This window comes from Pseudomonas sp. G5(2012) (assembly GCF_000408945.1).
GTDB lineage: Bacteria > Pseudomonadota > Gammaproteobacteria > Pseudomonadales > Pseudomonadaceae > Aquipseudomonas > Aquipseudomonas umsongensis.
This window is the reverse complement of sequence record NZ_APIO01000044.1, coordinates 167,017-188,006: the sequence shown is the minus strand read 5'-3', so window position 1 is coordinate 188,006 and position 20,990 is coordinate 167,017. Positions and strand designations below refer to the sequence as shown.

General features: G+C 59.8%; 17 protein-coding genes. 8 read left to right on the top strand and 9 right to left on the bottom strand.

Annotated features, from left to right (window positions below; genetic code table 11):
* The first annotated feature begins 9 nt into the window (after positions 1-9).
* The 4 genes from PG5_RS15400 to PG5_RS15385 all read left to right on the top strand — a co-directional run bounded on the left by PG5_RS15400 (position 10) and on the right by PG5_RS15385 (position 5,444).
* Complete coding sequence (locus PG5_RS15400) at positions 10-888, top strand: endonuclease/exonuclease/phosphatase family protein (RefSeq protein ID WP_020798034.1); 879 nt, start codon at positions 10-12, stop codon at positions 886-888.
* The gene (locus PG5_RS15395; RefSeq protein ID WP_020798033.1) at positions 885-2,876 is read left to right on the top strand and encodes a GGDEF domain-containing protein; all 1,992 of its coding nucleotides are present in this window, start codon (positions 885-887) and stop codon (positions 2,874-2,876) included. Before PG5_RS15400 ends, PG5_RS15395 begins: the two co-directional genes overlap by 4 nt.
* A 102-nt stretch (positions 2,877-2,978) precedes the next feature.
* Positions 2,979-3,758 carry an N-acetylmuramoyl-L-alanine amidase gene (locus PG5_RS15390; RefSeq protein WP_020798032.1) on the top strand — a complete coding sequence of 260 codons (780 nt, stop codon included), beginning with the start codon at positions 2,979-2,981 and terminating at the stop codon, positions 3,756-3,758.
* Between the two features lie 75 nt (positions 3,759-3,833).
* The gene (locus PG5_RS15385; RefSeq protein WP_020798031.1) at positions 3,834-5,444 is read left to right on the top strand and encodes an EAL domain-containing protein; all 1,611 of its coding nucleotides are present in this window, start codon (positions 3,834-3,836) and stop codon (positions 5,442-5,444) included.
* A 7-nt stretch (positions 5,445-5,451) separates the two neighbouring features.
* On the opposite strand, the gene PG5_RS15380 is transcribed toward PG5_RS15385, so the two are convergent.
* Both PG5_RS15380 and algB read right to left on the bottom strand, forming a co-directional pair.
* Positions 5,452-7,236, bottom strand: a complete 1,785-nt coding sequence (locus PG5_RS15380; RefSeq protein WP_033038841.1) for a KinB sensor domain-containing domain — start codon at positions 7,234-7,236, stop codon at positions 5,452-5,454.
* A gap of 10 nt (positions 7,237-7,246) precedes the next feature.
* Complete coding sequence (algB, locus tag PG5_RS15375) at positions 7,247-8,593, bottom strand: sigma-54-dependent response regulator transcription factor AlgB (protein ID WP_020798029.1); 1,347 nt, start codon at positions 8,591-8,593, stop codon at positions 7,247-7,249.
* 435 nt (positions 8,594-9,028) lie between these two features.
* On the opposite strand from algB, the gene PG5_RS15370 reads away from it, so the two are divergent.
* The 4 genes from PG5_RS15370 to PG5_RS15355 all read left to right on the top strand — a co-directional run bounded on the left by PG5_RS15370 (position 9,029) and on the right by PG5_RS15355 (position 12,866).
* Positions 9,029-9,316, top strand: coding sequence for a hypothetical protein (locus PG5_RS15370; RefSeq protein ID WP_020798028.1), 288 nt, complete (start codon positions 9,029-9,031; stop codon positions 9,314-9,316).
* Positions 9,317-9,387: 71 nt separating this feature from the next.
* Complete coding sequence (locus PG5_RS33540) at positions 9,388-9,552, top strand: DUF1328 domain-containing protein (RefSeq protein ID WP_020798027.1); 165 nt, start codon at positions 9,388-9,390, stop codon at positions 9,550-9,552.
* 662 nt (positions 9,553-10,214) lie between these two features.
* Positions 10,215-11,546, top strand: a complete 1,332-nt coding sequence (gene gltP, locus PG5_RS15360; protein ID WP_020798026.1) for a glutamate/aspartate:proton symporter GltP — start codon at positions 10,215-10,217, stop codon at positions 11,544-11,546.
* Positions 11,547-11,636: 90 nt separating this feature from the next.
* A complete protein-coding gene (locus PG5_RS15355) occupies positions 11,637-12,866 on the top strand; it encodes a nucleoside recognition domain-containing protein (RefSeq protein ID WP_020798025.1) in 1,230 nt (409 codons plus the stop codon).
* A 128-nt stretch (positions 12,867-12,994) separates the two neighbouring features.
* Here the strand turns inward: PG5_RS15355 and PG5_RS15350 are convergent, their stop codons facing one another.
* The 7 genes from PG5_RS15350 to PG5_RS15320 all read right to left on the bottom strand — a co-directional run bounded on the left by PG5_RS15350 (position 12,995) and on the right by PG5_RS15320 (position 20,855).
* A complete protein-coding gene (locus tag PG5_RS15350) occupies positions 12,995-13,621 on the bottom strand; it encodes an ABC-type transport auxiliary lipoprotein family protein (protein WP_020798024.1) in 627 nt (208 codons plus the stop codon).
* Entirely contained in the window at positions 13,618-14,556 is a 939-nt protein-coding gene (locus PG5_RS15345) for an MlaD family protein (RefSeq protein ID WP_020798023.1), read from the bottom strand. Before PG5_RS15345 ends, PG5_RS15350 begins: the two co-directional genes overlap by 4 nt.
* A gap of 1 nt (position 14,557) precedes the next feature.
* Positions 14,558-15,361 (bottom strand): ABC transporter ATP-binding protein, encoded by an 804-nt coding sequence (locus PG5_RS15340; protein ID WP_020798022.1) that lies wholly within the window; start codon positions 15,359-15,361, stop codon positions 14,558-14,560.
* The gene (locus PG5_RS15335) at positions 15,358-16,506 is read right to left on the bottom strand and encodes an ABC transporter permease (RefSeq protein ID WP_020798021.1); all 1,149 of its coding nucleotides are present in this window, start codon (positions 16,504-16,506) and stop codon (positions 15,358-15,360) included. The genes PG5_RS15340 and PG5_RS15335 overlap by 4 nt, the downstream gene beginning before the upstream one ends.
* 54 nt (positions 16,507-16,560) lie before the next feature.
* Positions 16,561-17,589, bottom strand: coding sequence for a DUF5924 family protein (locus tag PG5_RS15330; protein WP_020798020.1), 1,029 nt, complete (start codon positions 17,587-17,589; stop codon positions 16,561-16,563).
* A 64-nt stretch (positions 17,590-17,653) separates the two neighbouring features.
* Positions 17,654-19,030 carry a pitrilysin family protein gene (locus tag PG5_RS15325; RefSeq protein WP_020798019.1) on the bottom strand — a complete coding sequence of 459 codons (1,377 nt, stop codon included), beginning with the start codon at positions 19,028-19,030 and terminating at the stop codon, positions 17,654-17,656.
* Between the two features lie 166 nt (positions 19,031-19,196).
* A complete protein-coding gene (locus PG5_RS15320) occupies positions 19,197-20,855 on the bottom strand; it encodes a Na/Pi cotransporter family protein (RefSeq protein ID WP_020798018.1) in 1,659 nt (552 codons plus the stop codon).
* Positions 20,856-20,990 lie beyond the last annotated feature (135 nt).

Here is a 20,990-nt window from a genome sequence, read left to right as displayed (position 1 = left end):
GCGCCCGCCATGCGCCGCTGGGGAACCGAACGCATCGTTGGCCTGCATGATCCGCGGGTCAACGAACATCACCTGGAATCGACAGGCCTGCCCGCCGACAGCCGTCTGCGCTTGCTCAGCTTCAATATCCAGGTGGGTATCAGCACCGAGCGGTATCGGCATTACCTGACCCGGGGCTGGCAACATCTGTTGCCGCACACCGGGCGTGCCGACAATCTGCAAAAGATCGGCAATCTGCTGGGTGACTTCGACCTGGTCGCCCTTCAAGAAGCCGATGGTGGCAGCCTGCGTTCAGGCTACGTCAACCAGGTCGAACACCTGGCCCAGCTCGGCGCCTTTCCCTACTGGTATCAACAACTCAATCGCAATCTCGGACGCCTCGGCCAGCACAGCAACGGTGTGCTCAGTCGCCTGCGGCCTTGGGCGATCGAGGATCATCCACTGCCAGGGCCGAAGGGTCGCGGAGCGATTCTGGTGCGCTTCGGCGAAGGTCCGGAAGCGCTGGTGGTGGTCATGATGCACCTGGCACTGGGCGCACGAGCCCGCAGCATGCAATTGGCTTACATTCGCGAAGTCATTGGCGGTTACAAGCACCAGGTGCTGATGGGCGACATGAACACCCACGCCAGTGACCTGCTGCAACACTCTCCATTGCGCGACCTCGGGCTGCTGGCCCCGCAAATGGAAGCGACGTTCCCCAGCTGGCGCCCGCAGCGCTGCCTGGACCATATTCTACTGAGCCCGAGCCTGACCCTTGAAAAGGTCGAGGTGCTGGCACAACCCATTTCCGATCACCTGCCGGTCGCGGTAGAGATTCGTCTGCCGGGTTCGCTCACGGCCGATGCATTGCCCGCGTTGAGTCCTGCCCCCCGCGGATCCCATGAATGAGCGACGAAGCACAACGCTGGAAAGAGAAGTACCTGCAAAGCATCGAACAACAGGAAAAGCTCGAACGTCGCTGGGATGCCAGGCTAGACCTGTTGCGCCGGGGACTGGTGCGCAGCACGCTGGCAGCGGAAGGCACCGACCGCGCCGTTGACCAATGCATGAAGGAGATGCGCGAAGTCGTGCGCACCGACGACATGGACGCCGGACTCGCCGCCCTGCTGCCTCGCCTGGAAAAAGCCGTACTCGACTCCGAGCAGCGTCGGGAAACCCGGGTTAACCAGACCAGCGCCGCACTCACCGCCCTGGTCACGCAGCTGCAAACATTACCGCTACCCCGGGAAGTGAGCCGCCCCCTCAAGCACTTCGCCAAACAACTGGACAGTCGCGTCAGCCAGGCACGCGAGATCCCGCTACTGCTCGGCGAGCTGAGCGGACTGCAGGGCAAGGCCCTGAGCCAGTTGGAAAGTCCGGCGGAACCGGAACGACCGGGACTGCTGCAGCGGCTGTTCGGTCAGCGTGACACCGAAGAGGCGACCGTCCCCGCAGAACACGCTCTTATCGTGCAGACGGCCGAAACCGTTCCGGCGTCCGTGGTCGCAACCCGACCGGTCATTGCAGACACCGTGCCGCAGGTGCTGCAAGTAACGCCAGATACGACCCAGCCCATTGCTGTTGCGCCAGCCCTGGAGCCACAGCAAGCGCCGGCCCGGCCTGCGCAAGTCATGGCCGAAGCCGAATCGCTACAACCCGTGAGACTGTCCGAAACTGTCGGCACTCCCACCCTCCCAGCTGAAACGGCAGTCAATCCCGACGAATTGAGCCCGGCGGTACTGCTCGATACCCTGCCGCTGCCCTCGCCCATCGCCCAGGCACTGGCTGCGATCGATCCGCAGCAGCCCGAGCAAGACATGCTCTACGCCCTGCCCGACTCGCCCGAGCCGTCCTATAGCTCGGTGGCCAAACACATCGAAGATACCTTGCTGGGCTTGCTCGAGGATCTGACAGTACCGGAGCGTCATCGCCCCCAAGCCGAATCAATGCGTGAACGGCTGAAAAATGGCCTTAACTGGTACGAGTTGCTGCCGATTCTCGACGATCTGGCGACTTTGATGCTGGCAATCTCCGACGGTGGCCAACACGAATTCGAAGCTTATCTGCAGCGGCTCAACGAACGCCTGGAATCGTTCCAGAGCAACTTGCAGGCCGCCAGCGCCGGCCATGCCGACAGCCGATCCGCCGCACATGCGATGGACACGCAGATTCGCGAACAGGTCGACGGCTTGCAGAACAGCGTGCAGGAAGCGGCCGATCTGGATGATCTCAAGCACGTGCTGGAAAACCATCTGGAAGTCTTGCTCGGCACCATGGACCAGCACCGCCAGCAGCGCGATGAGCGCGAGCAGGAAGTGGCGGCCCGCCTGCAGAGCCTGGCCGAGCGGGTTGCCCATATGGAACAGGAAGCCCAGGGATTTCGCGAGCACCTCGAAGAGCAACGCCAGAAAGCCTTGATCGATCCGCTGACCGGACTGCCAAACCGCGCGGCCTGGAGCGAGCGCCTTGAGTATGAGATCGGCCAATGGCAGCAACACGGCAACACCCTGATGCTGGCCATGCTCGACCTCGATCACTTCAAGCGCATCAATGATAATTACGGGCACCTGGCGGGCGACAAAGTGCTGAAAATCATTGCCAGCGTGTTGCGTAAGCGCCTGCGCCCGACAGACTTCATTGCGCGATTTGGCGGCGAGGAATTTGTCCTGCTGATGCCATCCACCGTCCCGGCGAACGGCATGAAACTCCTGGAAACCCTGCGCGCCTCTATCGAAGCCTGCCCTTTTCACTTCAAGGGTGAACCGGTGACCATCACCCTCTCCATAGGCCTGGCGGCTTTCAGGGCCGGCGAGCATGGCGATGCGGTGCTCAAAAGAGCTGATCAGGCGCTGTACCGTGCAAAAAATGCCGGGCGCAACCGGGTGGAGCTGGGCTGAGCGCTTATCGCTCCATGTTGTTCAAATCGTTGCGATGGCCCAACACGCACAAGACAGTACGTTACACTGTTGCATTACTGTCTTTAGCGTGTTGGCTTCCCCATGAAATATCTTGCTCTCATCGTGTCGCTGATCCTGCTGGCCGGCTGCGCCAGCGGTCCCCGCTACGACACCAGCCATGCTTCGGCCAATCACGACAGCCGTATTCAGTTCGTCGTGCTCCACTACACCAATGCATCACAGGAGCGCTCGCTGCAACTGCTGACCCATGGCGAAGTCAGCAGTCACTACCTGATCGGCGACGACAAGAAGGCAACCATCTACAAGCTGATGGATGAAAGCGTGCGGGCCTGGCACGCCGGGGAAAGCCAATGGCAAGGCCGCACCTGGATGAACTCCAGTTCCATCGGCATCGAAATCGTCAACCCCGGCTTCAAGGACACCCCAACCGGGCGCCTGTGGTATCCCTACTCCGAAGCGCAGGTCCAGTCCCTGATCGTCTTGCTCAAGGATATCAGCCAGCGCTACGCAATCAGTCCTCGCAGCATTGTCGGCCATAGCGACATCGCCCCCTTGCGCAAGCTGGATCCGGGGCCCCTGTTTCCCTGGAAGCGCCTGGCTGAGCAAGGGTTGGGCATTTGGCCGAACGAACAAGCCGTAGCCCGTCAGCAGACCCGGTTCGAAACACAGCTGCCGAGCATCAGCTGGTACCAGGCACAACTGGCACGCGTCGGTTATGACACACCGCAAACGGGCGAACTGGACGTCGCCACCCGCCACGTGCTGGCGGCCTTCCAGATGCATTTCCGACCGTCGCGCTTCGACGGTACGCCGGATGCACAAACGGCCGCGCTGCTTCAGGTTTTAAATCAGACAAAATAATGACGATCGCCCGACGGTCAGCGCGTTTCTCAAATAGCAGCTATAACTCATTGGTAATTCGTCGGATATTACATAATGACTGTTGCTCGAGAGACACTTCGCAGCTGGTTCTATCGCCCTTGGTTTCTGGCGATGCTGGCTGCTGTCTTGAGCGCTACGTTGATGATGGCCGGCAGTTACTTCGTTGCCATTCACCAGGTTGAGCAAAACGAAAGCTGGGAAATGAACGCCCAGGGTGAACGTTTTCTCGCTCGTCTGGAGCAACTGTTCGGGCAGTTGCGTGAAAGCCTTGACGACCTGGAAGCCCAGCCGTTGCGTAGCTGCGATGACGACATGATCGCGACTTTGCAGCAGGTCACCTTCAACTATCGCTTCGTCTATGAGGCAGCCTACATGGACGCCTCGCGAATCTGTTCCAACCGTCCGCGCCAGGAAGGTTTGTCATTGATACGCCCACCGGACATCAAGGGCCCCACCTACAGTTACTGGTTGAATACCACCACCGAACCCGATGAAAACCGTGCCGCGCTGATGCTCGGACGCGGCAATTTCCGGGTTGCGACATCTCGCGGCCATTTGACCGACATGGTCGACCTTTCGCCGGGAAGCAGCCTGCTGGTGGTACTTGACCATGGCACCCGGGCAATTCCGGTACTGGGCGTCTCGCAAGCCTGGCCACCGAGCCAATGGCCGCCAAAAACCCGCGATGCGCTGCAAGTCACCCAGACACGCTTGATTTACCGCATGCCCACCGACAACCCGGAATACCAACTGGTGCTGATCAGCCCGCGCAGTGGCACCCATATACCGCCCGTGTGGTGGTGGTTGCTGCCTGCCTGTCTGCTATTGGCTCTTTGCGTAGGTTTCCTGGTGTTTTTGCTGGTGCGCCAGCGCCAGTCACTTGACGCAGAGCTGACGGGAGCCATCCGCCGAGGTGAGTTGCAGGTGCTCTATCAGCCGATCTTTGACCTCGACAGCCGCAACTGCGTCGGGGCCGAAGCCTTGCTGCGCTGGCGAAGGCCGGACGGCACCCTGACCAGTCCCGACCTGTTTATCCCGATGGCAGAGAACACCGGGCAAATCCGCCAGATGACCGACTTTGTCCTGCAACGCCTGCTTGAGCAACTGGGGCAACTGCTGCGGGCCAACCCGCAGTTGTACATCTCGGTCAACCTGGCGGCCTGCGATGTCATGATCCCGCGGATCGGCCAAGTGATGGCTCGCTTGCTGACCCTGCACCGGGTCGCGGCCAAGCAGATTGCCTTTGAAGTCACCGAACGCGGATTGATCGATGTGGTGGTGGCCCGGGAAAACCTGCAAGCCTTGCGGGATGTCGGGCACCAGGTACTGATCGATGACTTTGGCACCGGCTACTGCAGTCTCGCGTATCTGCAGACCCTGCCGGTGGATTGCCTGAAAATCGACAAAGCGTTCATCGATGCGCTGGGCCATGACGCAGCGAGCAGCGGTGTTGCGCCGCATATTATTCACATGGCCCAGTCTCTGCATTTGAAGGTGATTGCCGAAGGCATCGAACATGAAGCCCAGGCGGCGCTCCTCAGCAGTGAGGGGGTGAGATTCGGCCAGGGTTGGCTGTTTGCCCATGCATTAAGTGCGGTGCAGTTCATTGAGCTGATAACCCGAGGCCGCCGACTGGCCGGTCGACGCCTGGATGACGAAGCGTAAAAAGCGCTTACACCGTCAACGTCATATAAAACTGAGTCCCCTGCCCCGGTCTCGAGTAAACACCCATTCGTCCTCCATGCAGCTGCACAATTTCCTTGCACAACGCCAAACCGAGGCCGGCCCCGCCTTTCTTGCGGCCGACCTGGACAAACGGCTCGAAGATCCGGCCCTGTTGGCCATAGGCGATGCCTTCACCGTTATCTTCGACGCTGATGATGACCCGCTCCCCATGACGCCTGGCTTGCAGTCGTATCCGCCCGCCGGTGGCGGTATGACGCAGTGCATTATCGATCAGATTGTCGAGCACCCGGTCGAGTTGCGCCTGATCGGCTTGCAACCGTGGCAAGGGCCCCTGGACTTCTACCAACAGCTCGACACCCTTCTCTCGCGCCCCGTCGGTAAAGCGAATCTGCGCTTGCTCCAGCAAATCCTCGATGGAGCATGGCGCCAGGGTGAGTTTCTGCAAGCCGTTCTGGTAACGGGAGAAATTCAGCAAGTCATTGATCAGTTGCATCAGCCGCTGCATTTCTTCGTTTACCGTGTCCAGCAGGTCCGCCTCCCGGGACTCCGGTGGAAAATGCGAGCGCTCGCGAAACAGCCCAAATGCCATGTGCATGCCAGTCACGGGCGTGCGCAGTTCATGGGAGGCGCGCAAGACGAACTCGCTACGCACTCGTTCGAAAGCACGCTGTTCAGTCACATCGTGCAGCACCATCACTGCACCGAGAATATGCCCTTGGGTGTGGATGACTGGCGTCAGGCTATACGTCAGCAACCGCGTCTCGCCATCGACCTCGATGCTCAGGTCATCCGGCATACGTTCCAGCGTACCGCCACGCAGTACCAGCTGCAGTTGCTCATCGAGTTCGGGATGCTCAAGCGCCTCACCCAAGCCTCGCCCGAGCCGATCGGAGTCCCAGCCTAACTGGCGCTGCGCTACAGGGTTAAGGTGCTCCAGATGCCCCTGGCGATCAATCATCAGCAAGCCATCGTCGATACCGTCGAGCACCGCTTGCAAACGCTGCTGTCCCGCCAGCAACTCATCGACGTTAGTGGCCTGATGTTCACGCAACGCCTCCGCCATGATCCCGAAGCGCCGGGTCAGCTGATTCAGCTCCACGGCCGAAGACACCGGCAGCGTGACGTCGAAATCACCCTGGCCAATACGATCCGCTGCCTGCGCCAGAGCCTCGATGGGCTCACCGAATCGCCGGGCGATGGCGTGTGCGGTAATGAAGCCGATGATCAACACCGCCAGCCCAACCAGGCCAAGCAGCCCGGCGATCAGCAGTGCACGCTCACGGGCTTTGCGTTCGACAGTGCTGATGTCATCCAGCGCCCGCTTGTGCTCCGTGATCAAGCCATTGCGCAATAGATTGAATTTTTCGGTCAGCTCATCGTTGCCACTGAGTACGCGCGTCGGGTCAGCGGACACTTCATACGCACCCATAAAGCTCAAATAATCGGCCTTGGCCTTTTTGAAGCCGTGGGTTTCATCTGAGGGTTCCTGGGCAATGCCTTCCTCCAGCAACTCAAGGTAACGCTGCTTGGACGCCTCGAGGGCGGCGGGATCGCTTTTTTCACTGAGCATGATGAGCAGTTGATCACCCAGCGTCTGTCGCAATTTGAGCCCCAGGTCCAGAGTGACGAAGTTGTTGCGCACCAACGCTTCCTGGCTCCCAGCCATCTGCAGCACACTGACAAGACCGAGCAGTAGCCCAAGCAGTGCGACAGTGATCAGTGCAGAAATGCTGAGGAAAAGCCGGGTCTGCAACTTCATCGCCGGTTTCATCGCCGCGAACTCACAGGTTGTACTGCTTGCGCTTGCGGTACAGCGTCGACGCATCGATTCCCAAGGTCTTGGCGGCTTGATCCAGCGTGCCTGCGGTGGCAAGGACGGCACCGATATGGGCCTTTTCCAGCTCATCCAGGCTTAACGGCGCACCAATACGCGGTGCGTTGTTGATCGGCGCTTCGGCCATGCCCAAGTGGCTGATCTCGACCCGCTCCTGCGGGCAAATAATGCTCGCACGCTCCACTACGTTACGCAGCTCGCGAATGTTCCCCGGCCAGCGGTAACCCAGGAGCGCTTCACGGGCTTCGTCGCTGAAACCCCGTGCCGGACGTGCATATTCCTTGACGAAACGGGCCAGAAACCGGTCTGCGAGGTTGAGAATGTCTTCCCGGCGTTCGCGCAGAGGTGGCAGGTGCAACGTAATGACATTGAGCCGATACAACAGGTCCTCGCGGAAGCGCCCGTCGCGGACCATGTCTTCCAGGTTCTGGTTGGTGGCCGCAAGAATGCGCACATCGGCCCGGCGCGTGACGGGGTCACCCACCCGCTCGTATTCCTTGTCTTGAATGAAGCGCAGCAACTTTGGTTGCAAAACCAAGGGAAAATCACCGATTTCGTCGAGAAACAAGGTTCCGCCATCAGCTTGGTTAACGCGCCCCAAGGTGCTTTCACTGGCACCGGTAAATGCACCCCGGCTGTGGCCGAATAACTCGCTTTCCATGAGCTCGGCCGTCAGCGACGGACAGTTGATGGTGATACAGGATTTTTTCGAGCGCTTGCTCCAGCCGTGAATCGCCTGGGACAACTCGCCTTTACCGGTGCCGGACTCCCCAAGGATCAGGATGTTGGCATCGGTATTGGCCACCTGGCGGGCGGTCTCGAGCACGACCTTCATGGCCGGGCTGTGAGAGTCCAGACCTTCCTTGGGTTTACGCATCTCACCTTCCAGAGCCTCCAGACGAGCCGACAATTGCCGCACTTCCAGCTGTTTGGCCGTGGCCAAGCGCAATTGATCGGGGCTGCACGGCTTGACCAGATAATCCGCGGCACCCGCCTGAATCGCATCAACGGCGGTGTCTACGGCCGAATGCGCGGTGACGATCACCACGCGCATCCATGGGGCCTGGATGCGCATCTGTGCCAGAACGTCCAGACCGTTGTCCTCCCCCAGGCGCAAATCGAGGAAGCACAGGTCGAAAACTTGACGTTGCAGCAAGGCTTCAGCTTGCGCAGCGCTGTTAGCGGTCGCAACGCTGTAGCCTTCATCTTCAAGGCAATAGCGGAAGGTTCGCAGGATGGCAGACTCATCATCTACCAGAAGAATGCGGCCTTGATGCTCAGTGGCGGATTCCATTTTCCTACGCTCCTTAAAGAATGATCTTGGTTAGTCCCGGAAAAATCGGGCAAGTTGCATGGTTTATTCTGATCCATTCCTGCCTTAGCAGGGTAGCTAACTCCTGTCCCCTCGCTGCAACGCCCGAAATTAGCTTACTGGAACGCAAAACCCCTTTATCAGAGATGCCTTGCGTCCATTTCTGACAGCCGCGCCCTCCTCTCAATTCAAAAAGATTGCGATGTGTTTGCCAAGAGTCGTGCATTACGCACGACCGGACGAGGGCTCATCGTGCAGGATGCGTCGACTCACATTCACACGACAAACATAACTTGTTGTTTTTAAAGGTTTTTTTTAATAAAAAAAGCTGGCATGCAGGCTGCAATAACCTGATTAACGCAGGGCAAGAAACAAATGCCCTCAGTCTGATTTCCCCAGCGTGGGAGGAGCTTCAGGATGAATTGCCAACTTGCCGCCCAATTGCATTTCTCGCCACTGCATGTTCAGCAAGGCCTGTTTGCGGTACTTGCACTGGTGATCACCTTGATCGCCGGTCAACAGTTTCTTCTATGGGAACAGAGTCAGCAGCCAGAAGCCCCGCGCATTTCGTTTGAGCATCCGACCCAAACCCATTTCAGCGCGGCAGGCAGCGGTTTGGTAGATAACACCCCGATGAGAATGATGGACGTCGACCAGGCGCAACCGGCCAATGAGATGCCCCGTCAGGAACGCTGGGTGTTCTGAGCACATCAACTTGGTGCGCTCGACGCGCCGGGATAGCAACACCTCTTAATAGAAGCGTAAGGAGAATCATCATGTTGAGCTGGGCAATCACGTTCCTGATCATTGCCATTGTCGCCGCCGTCCTGGGCTTCGGTGGTATCGCGGGCACCGCCACGGGTATCGCCAAGATTCTCTTTGTCGTGTTCCTGGTGATGTTCATTGCATCTTTCTTCTTTAGCCGTCGCGGTCGTGGCTGAACAAAGTTCAAGACGCGAAAGAAGCACATCGCTTCTTTCCCACTGCGCCACCTGAGGAAGGAAAGGCGCATGACCAAGGGGTCGGGACGTTCTGCCTGCTTCAGGGGCGGAGTGACCTACGGGTACAGGGAGTGCCTGCGCAAGGGCCGGGTCAGGTAAAGCTGCCACGCAAGTTCGCCGGCCGAGTTGGGTTCGACGAGCTTGCGTAGTGCTTGAAGGTTGCAGCACCTGCGGGAAAAGTCCCCAAGGGCGTCATGAGCGACCGTACATCGAGAAAAATCGCCTTTCTTTTGCGCTCATATCTCTGCGCAGATCTGCTGAATTCCAATCATTTTGACACCCTTCCCCGCTGTTCAAAAAACATACAATCTGCTCTGTGATGGCCGGTTCACGGCACTTATGCCTGCCAATATGTCGTATTCGAACCGGTTGGGACGCGCGTTTCACTCAAAAAACCTCATGCCGATTCGGCATAGGGTAGGCGTTTACGGCATTAGACGTCGCTTCCTTGCATCGGAATAGTTGCGCCTTTTTTCGCCTGCCAGAGAGCCATTAACAAGCGCTCCGGGGCTCCTTATACGGGGGCAAGTGCTCTGACGTTTTCGCCACAAGCGAGGCCGTTCATGCATCTGCCCGAGTCAAACTGAAGTAAGGGTAAAGATATGAAGAAGGCAAAGCTTAGCCTCGCCTGGCAGATCCTCATCGGTCTGGTATTGGGGATTGCAATCGGTGCGCTGCTCAACCATTTCAGTGCCGAAAAAGCCTGGTGGATCAGCAACGTCCTGCAACCGGCAGGCGATATCTTTATCCGTCTGATCAAGATGATCGTAATTCCGATCGTCATATCTTCCCTGATCGTCGGCATTGCTGGCGTCGGTGACGCCAAGAAACTTGGGCGCATCGGCCTCAAGACCATCATCTACTTCGAGATCGTCACCACCATCGCCATTGTGGTGGGTCTGCTGCTGGCCAACCTGTTCCATCCAGGTGCCGGTATCGACATGAGCACCCTGGGCACTGTGGACATTTCCAAGTACCAGGCAACAGCTGCTGAGGTTCAGCATGAACATGCGTTCATCGAAACCATCCTCAACCTGATCCCGTCGAATATCTTCGCGGCCATGGCTCGCGGCGAAATGCTGCCGATCATTTTCTTCTCTGTGCTGTTCGGCCTCGGTTTGTCGAGCTTGCAGGCGGACCTGCGCGAACCGCTGGTGAAGATGTTCCAGGGCGTTTCGGAAAGCATGTTCAAGGTCACCCACATGATCATGAACTACGCACCGATCGGCGTATTCGCACTGATCGCGGTGACCGTGGCCAACTTCGGCTTCGCTTCCCTGCTGCCACTGGCAAAACTGGTCATCCTGGTTTACTTCGCCATCGCCTTCTTCGCCTTCGTGGTGCTGGGCCTGATCGCTCGACTGTTCGGCTTCTCGGTGCTCAAGCTGATGCGCATCTTCAAGGATGAGCTGGTACTGGCCTACTCCACCGCCAGCTCCGAAACCGTGCTGCCGCGTGTGATCGAAAAAATGGAAGCCTATGGCGCGCCCAAAGCCGTTTGCAGCTTCGTCGTGCCAACCGGTTACTCGTTCAACCTGGACGGTTCGACCCTGTACCAGAGCATTGCGGCCATCTTCATTGCCCAGCTCTATGGCATCGATCTGTCGATCAGCCAGCAATTGCTGCTGGTGCTGACCCTGATGGTCACCTCCAAGGGCATCGCCGGTGTACCTGGCGTGTCCTTCGTAGTCCTGCTCGCTACCCTGGGCAGCGTCGGCATCCCGCTCGAAGGCCTGGCATTCATCGCCGGTGTCGACCGTGTCATGGACATGGCACGTACCGCTCTGAACGTGATCGGCAATGCCCTGGCCGTGCTGGTCATCGCTCGTTGGGAAGGCATGTACGACGACGCCAAGGGCCAGCGCTACTGGAACTCCCTGCCGCACTGGCGCAGCAAGGAAAAGCTGCCAGCGGGTGAAACCTCCAGCAACTAATGTAATACCAGACAAACCCCGGAGAAATCCGGGGTTTGTCGTTTCTGGCCACCCCGCTATCATTCGCGCATCTTTTGGGGGATTTGACTGATGCTTAATGGCCTGTGGCTTGGCTTCTTCATCGTGGCTGCCGTGTCGGCGCTGGCGCAATGGTTGATCGGCGGCAACGCCGGGATCTTCGCGGCGATGGTGGAAAGCATCTTCGCCATGGCCAAGTTGTCCGTCGAAGTCATGGTCCTGCTGTTCGGTACCCTCACCCTGTGGTTGGGCTTTCTGCGGATCGCCGAGAAGGCCGGGATCGTCGAATGGCTGGCCAAGGCCCTCGGGCCGCTGTTCTTGCGCCTGATGCCGGAAGTCCCGCCTGGCCACCCCGCCATCGGTCTCATCACCCTGAACTTCGCCGCCAACGGCCTGGGCCTGGACAACGCCGCCACGCCCATCGGCCTCAAGGCCATGAAGGCGCTGCAGGAGCTCAATCCCAGCGATACGATTGCCAGTAACGCGCAGATCCTGTTCCTGGTGCTCAACGCCTCCTCCCTGACCCTGCTGCCGGTGACGATCTTCATGTACCGCGCGCAGCAAGGTGCGCCCGACCCGACACTGGTGTTCCTGCCGATCCTGCTCGCCACCAGTTGCTCGACCATTGTCGGTTTCCTGGCCGTAGCCTTCATGCAACGCCTGCGCGTCTGGGACCCGGTGGTGTTGGCGTACCTGATTCCCGGCGCCCTCGCCCTCGGCGGTTTCATGGCGCTTCTGGGAACGATGTCAGCGACCGCACTGGCGGGTTTGTCTTCGATCCTCGGCAACTTGACGCTATTTGGCTTGATCATGCTGTTTCTGGTGATTGGCGCGTTGCGCAAGGTCAAGGTCTACGAAGCGTTCGTCGAAGGCGCCAAGGAAGGCTTTGACGTGGCGAAGAACCTACTGCCATATCTGGTGGCGATGCTGTGCGCCGTAGGCGTGTTACGGGCGTCCGGCGCCCTGGATTTCGGCCTGGACGGGATTCGTCACCTGGTGGAATGGGCCGGCTGGGACACGCGCTTCGTCGATGCGCTGCCAACGGCGATGGTCAAACCCTTCTCCGGCAGCGCCGCCCGGGCGATGCTGATCGAAACGATGAAAACATCGGGTGTGGACAGCTTCCCGGCACTGGTGGCGGCGACGGTTCAGGGCAGTACAGAAACCACGTTCTATGTGCTGGCGGTGTACTTCGGCGCAGTGGGCATCCAGCGAGCGCGGCATGCGGTGGGGTGTGCGTTACTGGCGGAATTGGCCGGTGTACTGGGCGCCATCGGGGTCTGCTACTGGTTCTTCGGCTAACCACAATCCCCTGTAGGAGCGAGCATGCTCGCGAAAAACGTCAACGATAACGCGGGGTGTCTGCTAACCAGCGTTGCTTTGGCGTCCATCGCGAGCATGCTCGCTCCTACAGGGGTTTTGCGCCAGGTTCATGGCCTTGGGGGCGGTGCGACTTTTTGCCCTTGCTCAACCGCCCACGCCACCACCTGCGTCGTCAGTTGATCGCTGGCCTGGCCAAATCCGGCCACCACCGCCGGCACCTTCACATCACTCAAAGGCTGGCGAACTTCAAAACGCTTGCTGGCGAGGATGCGCTGGTCATAACCACGCACCAGCAAGGCGTCCAGGCGCACGATCACGCCGGCGTTTGTACCCTGATATTCGGTCTGAAACGCCTGCAAGCTGCCACCCAGTTCCAGGTCCGCCTGGAAGTTGCTGTCATCGGTGCTCAGCAGCGTCACCCGGCCATCACGCTGGAAACCATCGAGCAGGCGATTGCGCATCAGCACCGGCGCTGGGTCGCTCCAACGTGCGCCCTTATAGCTGCTGATCACGTCGCCTTGGGGGATGACGGCGATGTTGGGGCTGTTCAACGCTTCACTGGCCTGGGGTTTGTTCAGGCGCAACGACCAGCGCTGCGGCGTGGCGTGAGCAGGCGCCACACTGCTTTGCGCCGAAGGCAATCGATAGAGATCGAAGGGTTCGGGCTTGGGCAGGATCGAGCAGGCGCTGATCAACGTGAAGCTGGTGAGGAGGGCGAGGGTAGACAGCTTCATGGGGTGAACTCCTTGTTCTTGTCACTGCCCAGCAGGTAACCGCTGGGGTTGGCCTCAAGGCGCTGGGAGATGGAGCGCAACGAGGTCAGGGTTTCCCGCAGCTCGCGTATTGCCGGCGCCAGGCCATTGAGGCCCTGCATGCCGCTGTTCAACGAGTCCTGATTGGTGCTGAGCAGCTTGTTGATCGTCGCGCTGCTCTGTTCCAGGGATTTCATGGCTTGTTCGGCGCTGCCGAACATCTGCTTGCCCTGATCATTGAGCAAGCCGTTGGCGCTGCGCATCAGCGTCGACGTCTGTTCCATCATGGTGCTGGCCTGTTTGCCGACCGCCGCCAGTTGCTGCATGGCCTGGCGGATATCGCCACGCTGGTCGGCGATGGTGCCGGTGGTGACTTCAAGATGTTCCAGGGTCTTACTGATACGCTCGATGTTTTCCGTGGAAAACATCAGGTTGGCGTTGTGCATCAGCATGTTCACCCCGGCCATGAGGTCGTTGCTGTCATTGAGCAATCGGGCGATGGGCGAGGGCGAAGCGACAATGGTCGGCAGTTTGCCGTCCTTGCCCTTGAGTGGCGGGCTCTGGGGCGTACCGCCGCTGAGCTGGATGATCGATGTTCCGGTGACCCCGGTCAGCGCCAGCTTGGCCTGGGTATCTTCCTTGATCGGTGTGTCGCCACCCAGACGAATCCTGGCCAGCACCCGACGCGGGTCTTTCGGGTCCAGCCGCAGCAGCACGACATCGCCGACCTTGATCCCGCTGTACTGCACCGGGCTGCCCTTGGATAGACCACTGACCGCCTCGTTGAACACAACCTCGTAGTCCTTGAACTCGGTGTCGACACTGGACTTGGCCAGCCAAAGGCCAAAGAGCAGGGCGCCTGTCACCACAATCACGGTGAACAGGCCGATCAATACATGATGGGCTCGGGTTTCCATGTCAGACCTCGTTGAGCTGTTGAGCGGCCGTCAGCGCCGCGCGGCCGCGAGGGCCATGGAAGTATTCGTGAATCCATGCATCGTCGGTTTCCGAGACGACATCAATGGCATCGGCCACCAGCACTTTCTTCTGCGCCAGCACCGCCACGCGGTCGGTGATGGTGTAGAGCGTGTCGAGGTCGTGGGTCACCAGGAACACGCTAAGGCCCAAGGCATCGCGCAGGGTCAGGATCAGTTGATCGAAGGCGGCGGCACCAATCGGATCGAGACCGGCGGTGGGCTCGTCGAGAAACAGGATGTCCGGGTCCAGCGCCAAGGCCCGTGCCAGTGCCGCACGCTTGATCATGCCGCCGGACAGGGACGCGGGGTACTTGTCCGCCGCCGACAGCGGCAAGCCAGCCAGGGCCAGTTTTACCGCCGCCAAGTGCTCGGCATCGTCACGGCTCAATCCCGCGTGTTCGATCAGGGGCAGGGCGACGTTCTCGGTCACCGTCAACGAAGAGAACAGGGCGCCTTTCTGGAACAGCACTCCAAAGCGCCGTTCGATCAGGGAGCGCTCGTGCTCAGGCAGGGTCGGCAGGTTTTTACCGAAGACTTTCACCACGCCCTCGCTGGGCTGGCGCAAACCGACGATGCTGCGCAGCAGCACGGACTTACCGCTGCCGGAACCACCGACCACGGCCAGGATCTCGCCCTTGTACAGATCCAGATCGAGGTTTTCGTGCACGCTCTGGCTACCGAAACGATTGCACAGCCCACGGACTTCGATCACCGCCTCGGCGGGCGCTCGGGGTAAACGACTCACCAACTCATCTCCATGAAAAACAGTGCGGCCACGGCATCGAGCACGATCACCACGAAAATCGACTGCACCACGCTGGACGTGGTGTGAGCGCCGACGGACTCCGCACTGCCGCTGACTTTAAAGCCTTCCAGGCAACCGATCGCTGCAATGAGAAACGCGAAGATCGGCGCTTTGACGATCCCCACCAGAAAGTGCTGGACGCCGATGTCCGACTGCAGCAACGACAGAAACATCGCCGGCGAAATATCCAGCGCTACCGCGCAGACGACACCGCCACCGATAATCCCCGAGACCATCGCCAGAAAGGTCAGCATTGGCAAGGCGACCAGCAACGCCAGGACCCTCGGCACCACCAGCAACTCGATCGGGTCGAGACCCAGGGTGCGAATGGCGTCGATTTCCTCGTTGGCCTTCATCGAGCCGATCTGCGCGGTGAACGCACTGGCGGTGCGCCCGGCCATCAGGATTGCGGTCAGCAGCACGCCGAATTCGCGCAAGAAGGCAAACGCCACCAGGTCCACCGTGAACACACTGGCGCCGAACGTGGTCAGCACCGTCGCCCCGAGAAAGGCCACCACGGCGCCCACCAGAAAAGTCAGCAGTGCAACGATGGGCGCGGCGTCGAGACCGGTCTGTTCGATGTGCGCCACCATCGGCGTGATGCGCCAGCGGCTGGGGCGAAACAGACCACGCACGATGGTTTCCAGAATCAGGCCGACGAACCCCAACAATTGCAGGGTGTCCTGCCAGACCGCGTCCACCGCGCGGCCGATGCGGGTCAGCAATTGAATGCCGACGCTGATTTCCGGCTCCTTGAGCGGCACGCAGAAATCCGTCATCGACTGATAGACGGTTTGCAACAACGCGCGGTCGGCAGTGGAGAGGGTGCAATCGGGATGTTCGGCGGATCGACCCAGGCGCTCGGAACCCAACAGTTCCACCAGCAGCGAGGCGCCGGCCGTATCAAGGGCCCCGAGGCCATTGAGGTCGATATGGGTGCTGTCGTCGTACTGGCCTTCGAGCTTTTCACTCAGGTGCTTGAGGTCGGCGTAATGGGCAAGCGTCCAGTCTCCCGTCACCCGAATCTGAGGCGGGGAGTGCGAGGTGTCCAATTGGGCATTGCCGGCCACTGTGCTGCTTGTCATAAGCTCCGTGCTTTTTCGGCTATTACGCAGAGCTATGTAATAACACGAACTCACTCACTTTTCTTTGACCGGTGTGCTGTCCAATACCTTGAAGCGCAGCACACCGATCAATTGGCCGTCTTCGGTCAACACCCGCACCTGCCATTTGCCTGCCGGATTGCCAGGAAAATTCTGCTTGTGAGTCCAGGCCCGGTAGCCTTCCTTGCGTCCACCGTGAATATCGAGAGGGATGCGATCGACCTCTTTGCCGTTGAATTGCCAGACGTGATAAATCCGCTCGTCCAGTCCGCGTGGCGCATTGATCGCCGTGTAGGCATAGAGGCCACCGCCGCGAATCTGCTCGGCGCTGACTTCTTCGAGGCTGGCGCCGGGGGTGCGATCCTGCATCTGCGTGCTGATGGCCACGTCGGTCATCCACAGGGTCGCGGGCGGTACCCACGAACGCAGTACCCAGCCGACACCGCCGATACCCACGGTAATACTCAGGATCGCCAGGGCATTGCGCACGGTGCGGATCGGAAAGATCGACGCGAGGCTGGGGAACGACAACAGCACGGCGATGCCCAGTGCCCATTTGAAGCTTTGCGAGGTGGTCAGGTGCATGATCACCGGCAATGCGGTGAGGAGGGCGGCGAACAGGGTCAGGGTGTGCAGCGCCAGGAACGCCCAGCGCCGGGGTGCCAGCCACTTGTAGTAGAGCGGGTCGATGATGGAAATCAGCGCCGCGATACCCAACAGCCCGGTGAAGAAAAACTGGCCGCTGTTCCACGTCGTGGTGATGAAAAAGAACGGCAGGACGAAGAACAGGCTTTCCTGGTGAATCATCTGCGTCGCATAACGCAGAAGAGGCTGGGGAATTTCCCGCTTGAAGATTCTGGTGAACAGCTTGGTCAGGCTGTTTTCCAGCATTAGCCAGACCCAGCTGATCAGCATGATGGTGGTGATCCAGCTCGCCAGACCCTGCTGGCGATCCACCAGAATGAAGCTGCCGATTCCGGAGATAAAGCCACCGGCCGCGATGACCCCGGGGTAACGCTTCATCAGCTCGAGGATGCGCTGGACGAAGAGGGTCAGGGTCGGCATTCGGCGGTTCACATTAGTCGTAGGAAAAATCCCTGACAGGTTACCGCCTCATCAGCGAAAGTGCTTACTTTCTGCGATGAAAACGCCACGCCGCCAGGCTCAGCAGCAACAATCCCGACAACCCGGCGATCATCCACATCAATTGGTCATAACTCACCAACGGTTTTTCGATCCGCACATAGCCCGGTTGCAAGAGCAATTCGCGCATGGCCTTGTTCGCTTGCGCCAGCGTGACGGCTTGCAATTCCCTGACCGGGTTGGCGAAACGGCCGTCTGCATAGTCTCCCAAGGAACTCCAGTAGTAATCGGCCAGGGCGCTGTTGCCTTGAACGGCCCACGACTGGCGGGCGATGGCGGCCTGTTTGAGGCGATTGAAGGTCTCGGCGTTGAGACCATCCTTGAGCAAACCGGCCTTCAGCTCATCCAGCACCTCTTGCGCTTCGGCCACGTCGTCGCGATCCAGGTCGGCATTCAGGCTCATGAAGCCAACGCCGCCAAACACCTCACGCTCGGCCCAGGGACCATAGGACAAGCTGTGCGCCAGGCGCAGTTGGCGATAGAGTGCCCAGTCCAGATAGTCCTTGAGCAGGTCGAAGGTTTCGTCGTGCTGATTGTCCAGCACCGGCTCCGGAACCAGCCAGTGCAGCTTGGCCCCACCACCGACGAAGCCGCGAATCAGGTTGCGCTCATGGGCCGCGCTGGCCTGGATTTGTGGCAGGGGCGGGTGCTCTGTCGGGTCGATGGCGGTCAACGCGCCATAAGCCCGATCCAGATAGGCCGGCAGCAAGCGGTCGAGGTCGCCGACGACAATCAGCGTCATGTTGTTGGGCGCGTACCAGCCCTTGCGCACGTTCTCCAGCTGTTCGCGGGTCAGGTGATGGACTTGCGCACGCTCAGGGCATTTGAGGCCCAGTTCCACGGCCAGTTGTTTGCTGGCGGTATTGCCCAGGTCCTGGCGATCCAGCCAGCGTTGCAGGTGGGTGTAGTGGCCACCATCTTCACGCTCGACCACTTGCTTGGCGGCGTGGATGGCGTCGTCGTCGAAATGAGTCTGCGTCAGCAACGCCAGCAGCAGATCGAGCACCTTGCGCTGGTTTTTCGCCGGGGCCTCGATCACAAAGGTGGTGTCGGCGTTGCTGGTGAAAGCATTCCACTCGCCACCCAGCGCCTGCATGCGCTCCTCCAGGCCGCCTTCACCGCTGGCGTCGATGCCGCTGAACAGCAGGTGTTCGAGCAGGTGTGGCAGTTCTTTATCGGCGCAACCGAAATCATCCAGGCCTACCCCGACCACCAACCGGATCGCCACGTGGCCGCGCTCAGGGGCGGGCTTGAGCACCAACTGCAAACCGTTGCGCAGGGTGTAGCCTTCGACCTGGAAGCGATCCAGGGCAAACGAAGGGAATGAGCCAAGCAACAGACAGGCGAACAACAGACAACGCATAACGAGCTTCCATACGGCTGATTGGAGATCCGTGTCGCTTTCCAGGCAGCCATCGCGAGCAGGCTCGCTCCCACAGAGGCTTCTCAAATCAACTGTGGGGGCGAGCCTGCTCGCGATGATCTTGAACCCGAAACCAATGTTACTGACTGACCACCGTGCCAGACGTTCAAGGCGAATGCGTGATGTCAGCCAAATCGTCGACGGCCAGCGCCCCAGTGTCGGAAGTTTCCAGCACCACATAGGCACTGCTGCAAAACAGCGAATTCAAACGCTTCATGTCGGCAATCAACTCCAGGTGCAGCGAACTGGTCTCGATACTTTGCACGATCTTACGTTGCAAACGACTGACATGCGCGTGGGCCAGGCGGCGTTCCTGTGCGCGAAAGCGACGTTTCTCACGCAGTAACTGGCGGGCACTTTCCTTGTCGGCACTCAGGAAAACCGACAAGCCCAGGCGCAGGTTGGAGATCAACTGGCTGTGCAGCCCGGCCAACTCTTCCAGACCCACTTCGGAAAACGACCGGCGCTGGGAGGTTTTCTGTTGCTGGACTTTGCGCAGCATGCGCTCGATCAAGTCACTGGCAAGCTTGAGGTTGATCGCCAGTTCGATGATTTCCGCCCAGCGCCGGCTGTCCTGGTCACTCAAGTCTTCCCGGGGCATTTGCGCCAGGTACAGCTTGATCGCACTGTAGAGCGCCTCCACGTCATCACTCAGACGACGCACCTCCTGGGTCACTGCAGTTTGCTTGCCGTGCAGCACGTCGAGCATGGCTTCCAGCATGTTGTCGATCAGATCGCCCATGCGCAGGGTTTCCCGGGCCGCGTTGGCCAATGCCAGGCTTGGCGTGACCAATGCTGTCGGGTCAAGGTGCCGGGGTTTGGCCATACCGTTGGTTTGCGGACGTTCGGGCAGTATCCACGCACAGAACCTGGCCATCGGCCCGACACTGGGCAGCAGGATCAGGCAACGCGCCGTGTTGTAGAGCAGGTGGAAGCCGATGACCATTTCCTGGGGGCTGAAGTCGAGGCTGTCGATCCAGTGCACCAAGGGGTCGAGCACGGGAATGATCAGCAACAGCCCGATCATCTTGTACAACAGGCTGCCCAGCGCCACTTGGCGGCCGGCGGCGTTCTGCATGCTGGTGCTGAGGAACGCGAGAATGCCGCTGCCGATGTTGGCGCCGATCACCAGGCCGATGGCCACCGGCAGGCTGATCACGCTGGCGCCGGCGAGGGTTGCGGTCAGCAGGACCGCCGCCAGGCTGGAGTAGGAAATCATCGCGAACAACGCGCCGACCAGGGCGTCGAGCAAAATGTCGCCAGTCAGCGAGGCGAAAATCACTTTCACCCCTTGGGCGTGGGTGATCGGCGCGGCTGCTTCGACAATCAGTTGCAGCGCCAGAATGATCAACCCCAGGCCGATGCTGACCCGGCCCATTTGCCCTAGTCGCGTCTGTTTGCGCGACAGGAAGAAAATCACCCCGAGAAAAATCAGCAGTGGCGAGAGCCATGACAGATCGAAGGTCAGCACCCGTGCCATCAACGCCGTACCGACATCGGCCCCCAGCATGGTTGCCAGGGCAGGGGTCAGCGCCATCAGGCCCTGGCCGACAAACGACGTGACGAGCATCGCCGTGGCGTTACTGCTCTGGACCATCGCGGTCACGACGATCCCCGAGATGAACGCCAGCCAGCGCTTGGACATGTTCTGGCCGATGACGTGGCGCAGGTTGGAACCGTAGACCCGCAAGATGCCGGTTCGGACGATATGCGTGCCCCAGATCAGCAAGGCCACGGCTGAGAGCAAATTGAGCAGGGTGAGCATGCTGGCCCCCTGTGGTGGTAGCGCCCCAAAGGAGCAAGTTGGCGGTGCCGCGCGACATTCTACGTTCTGTAATTAAGCTGTAGTTGGCTAACGGTCTGGGCGCCAGCATCGCATAGCTAAAGAAGCGATTGAAAT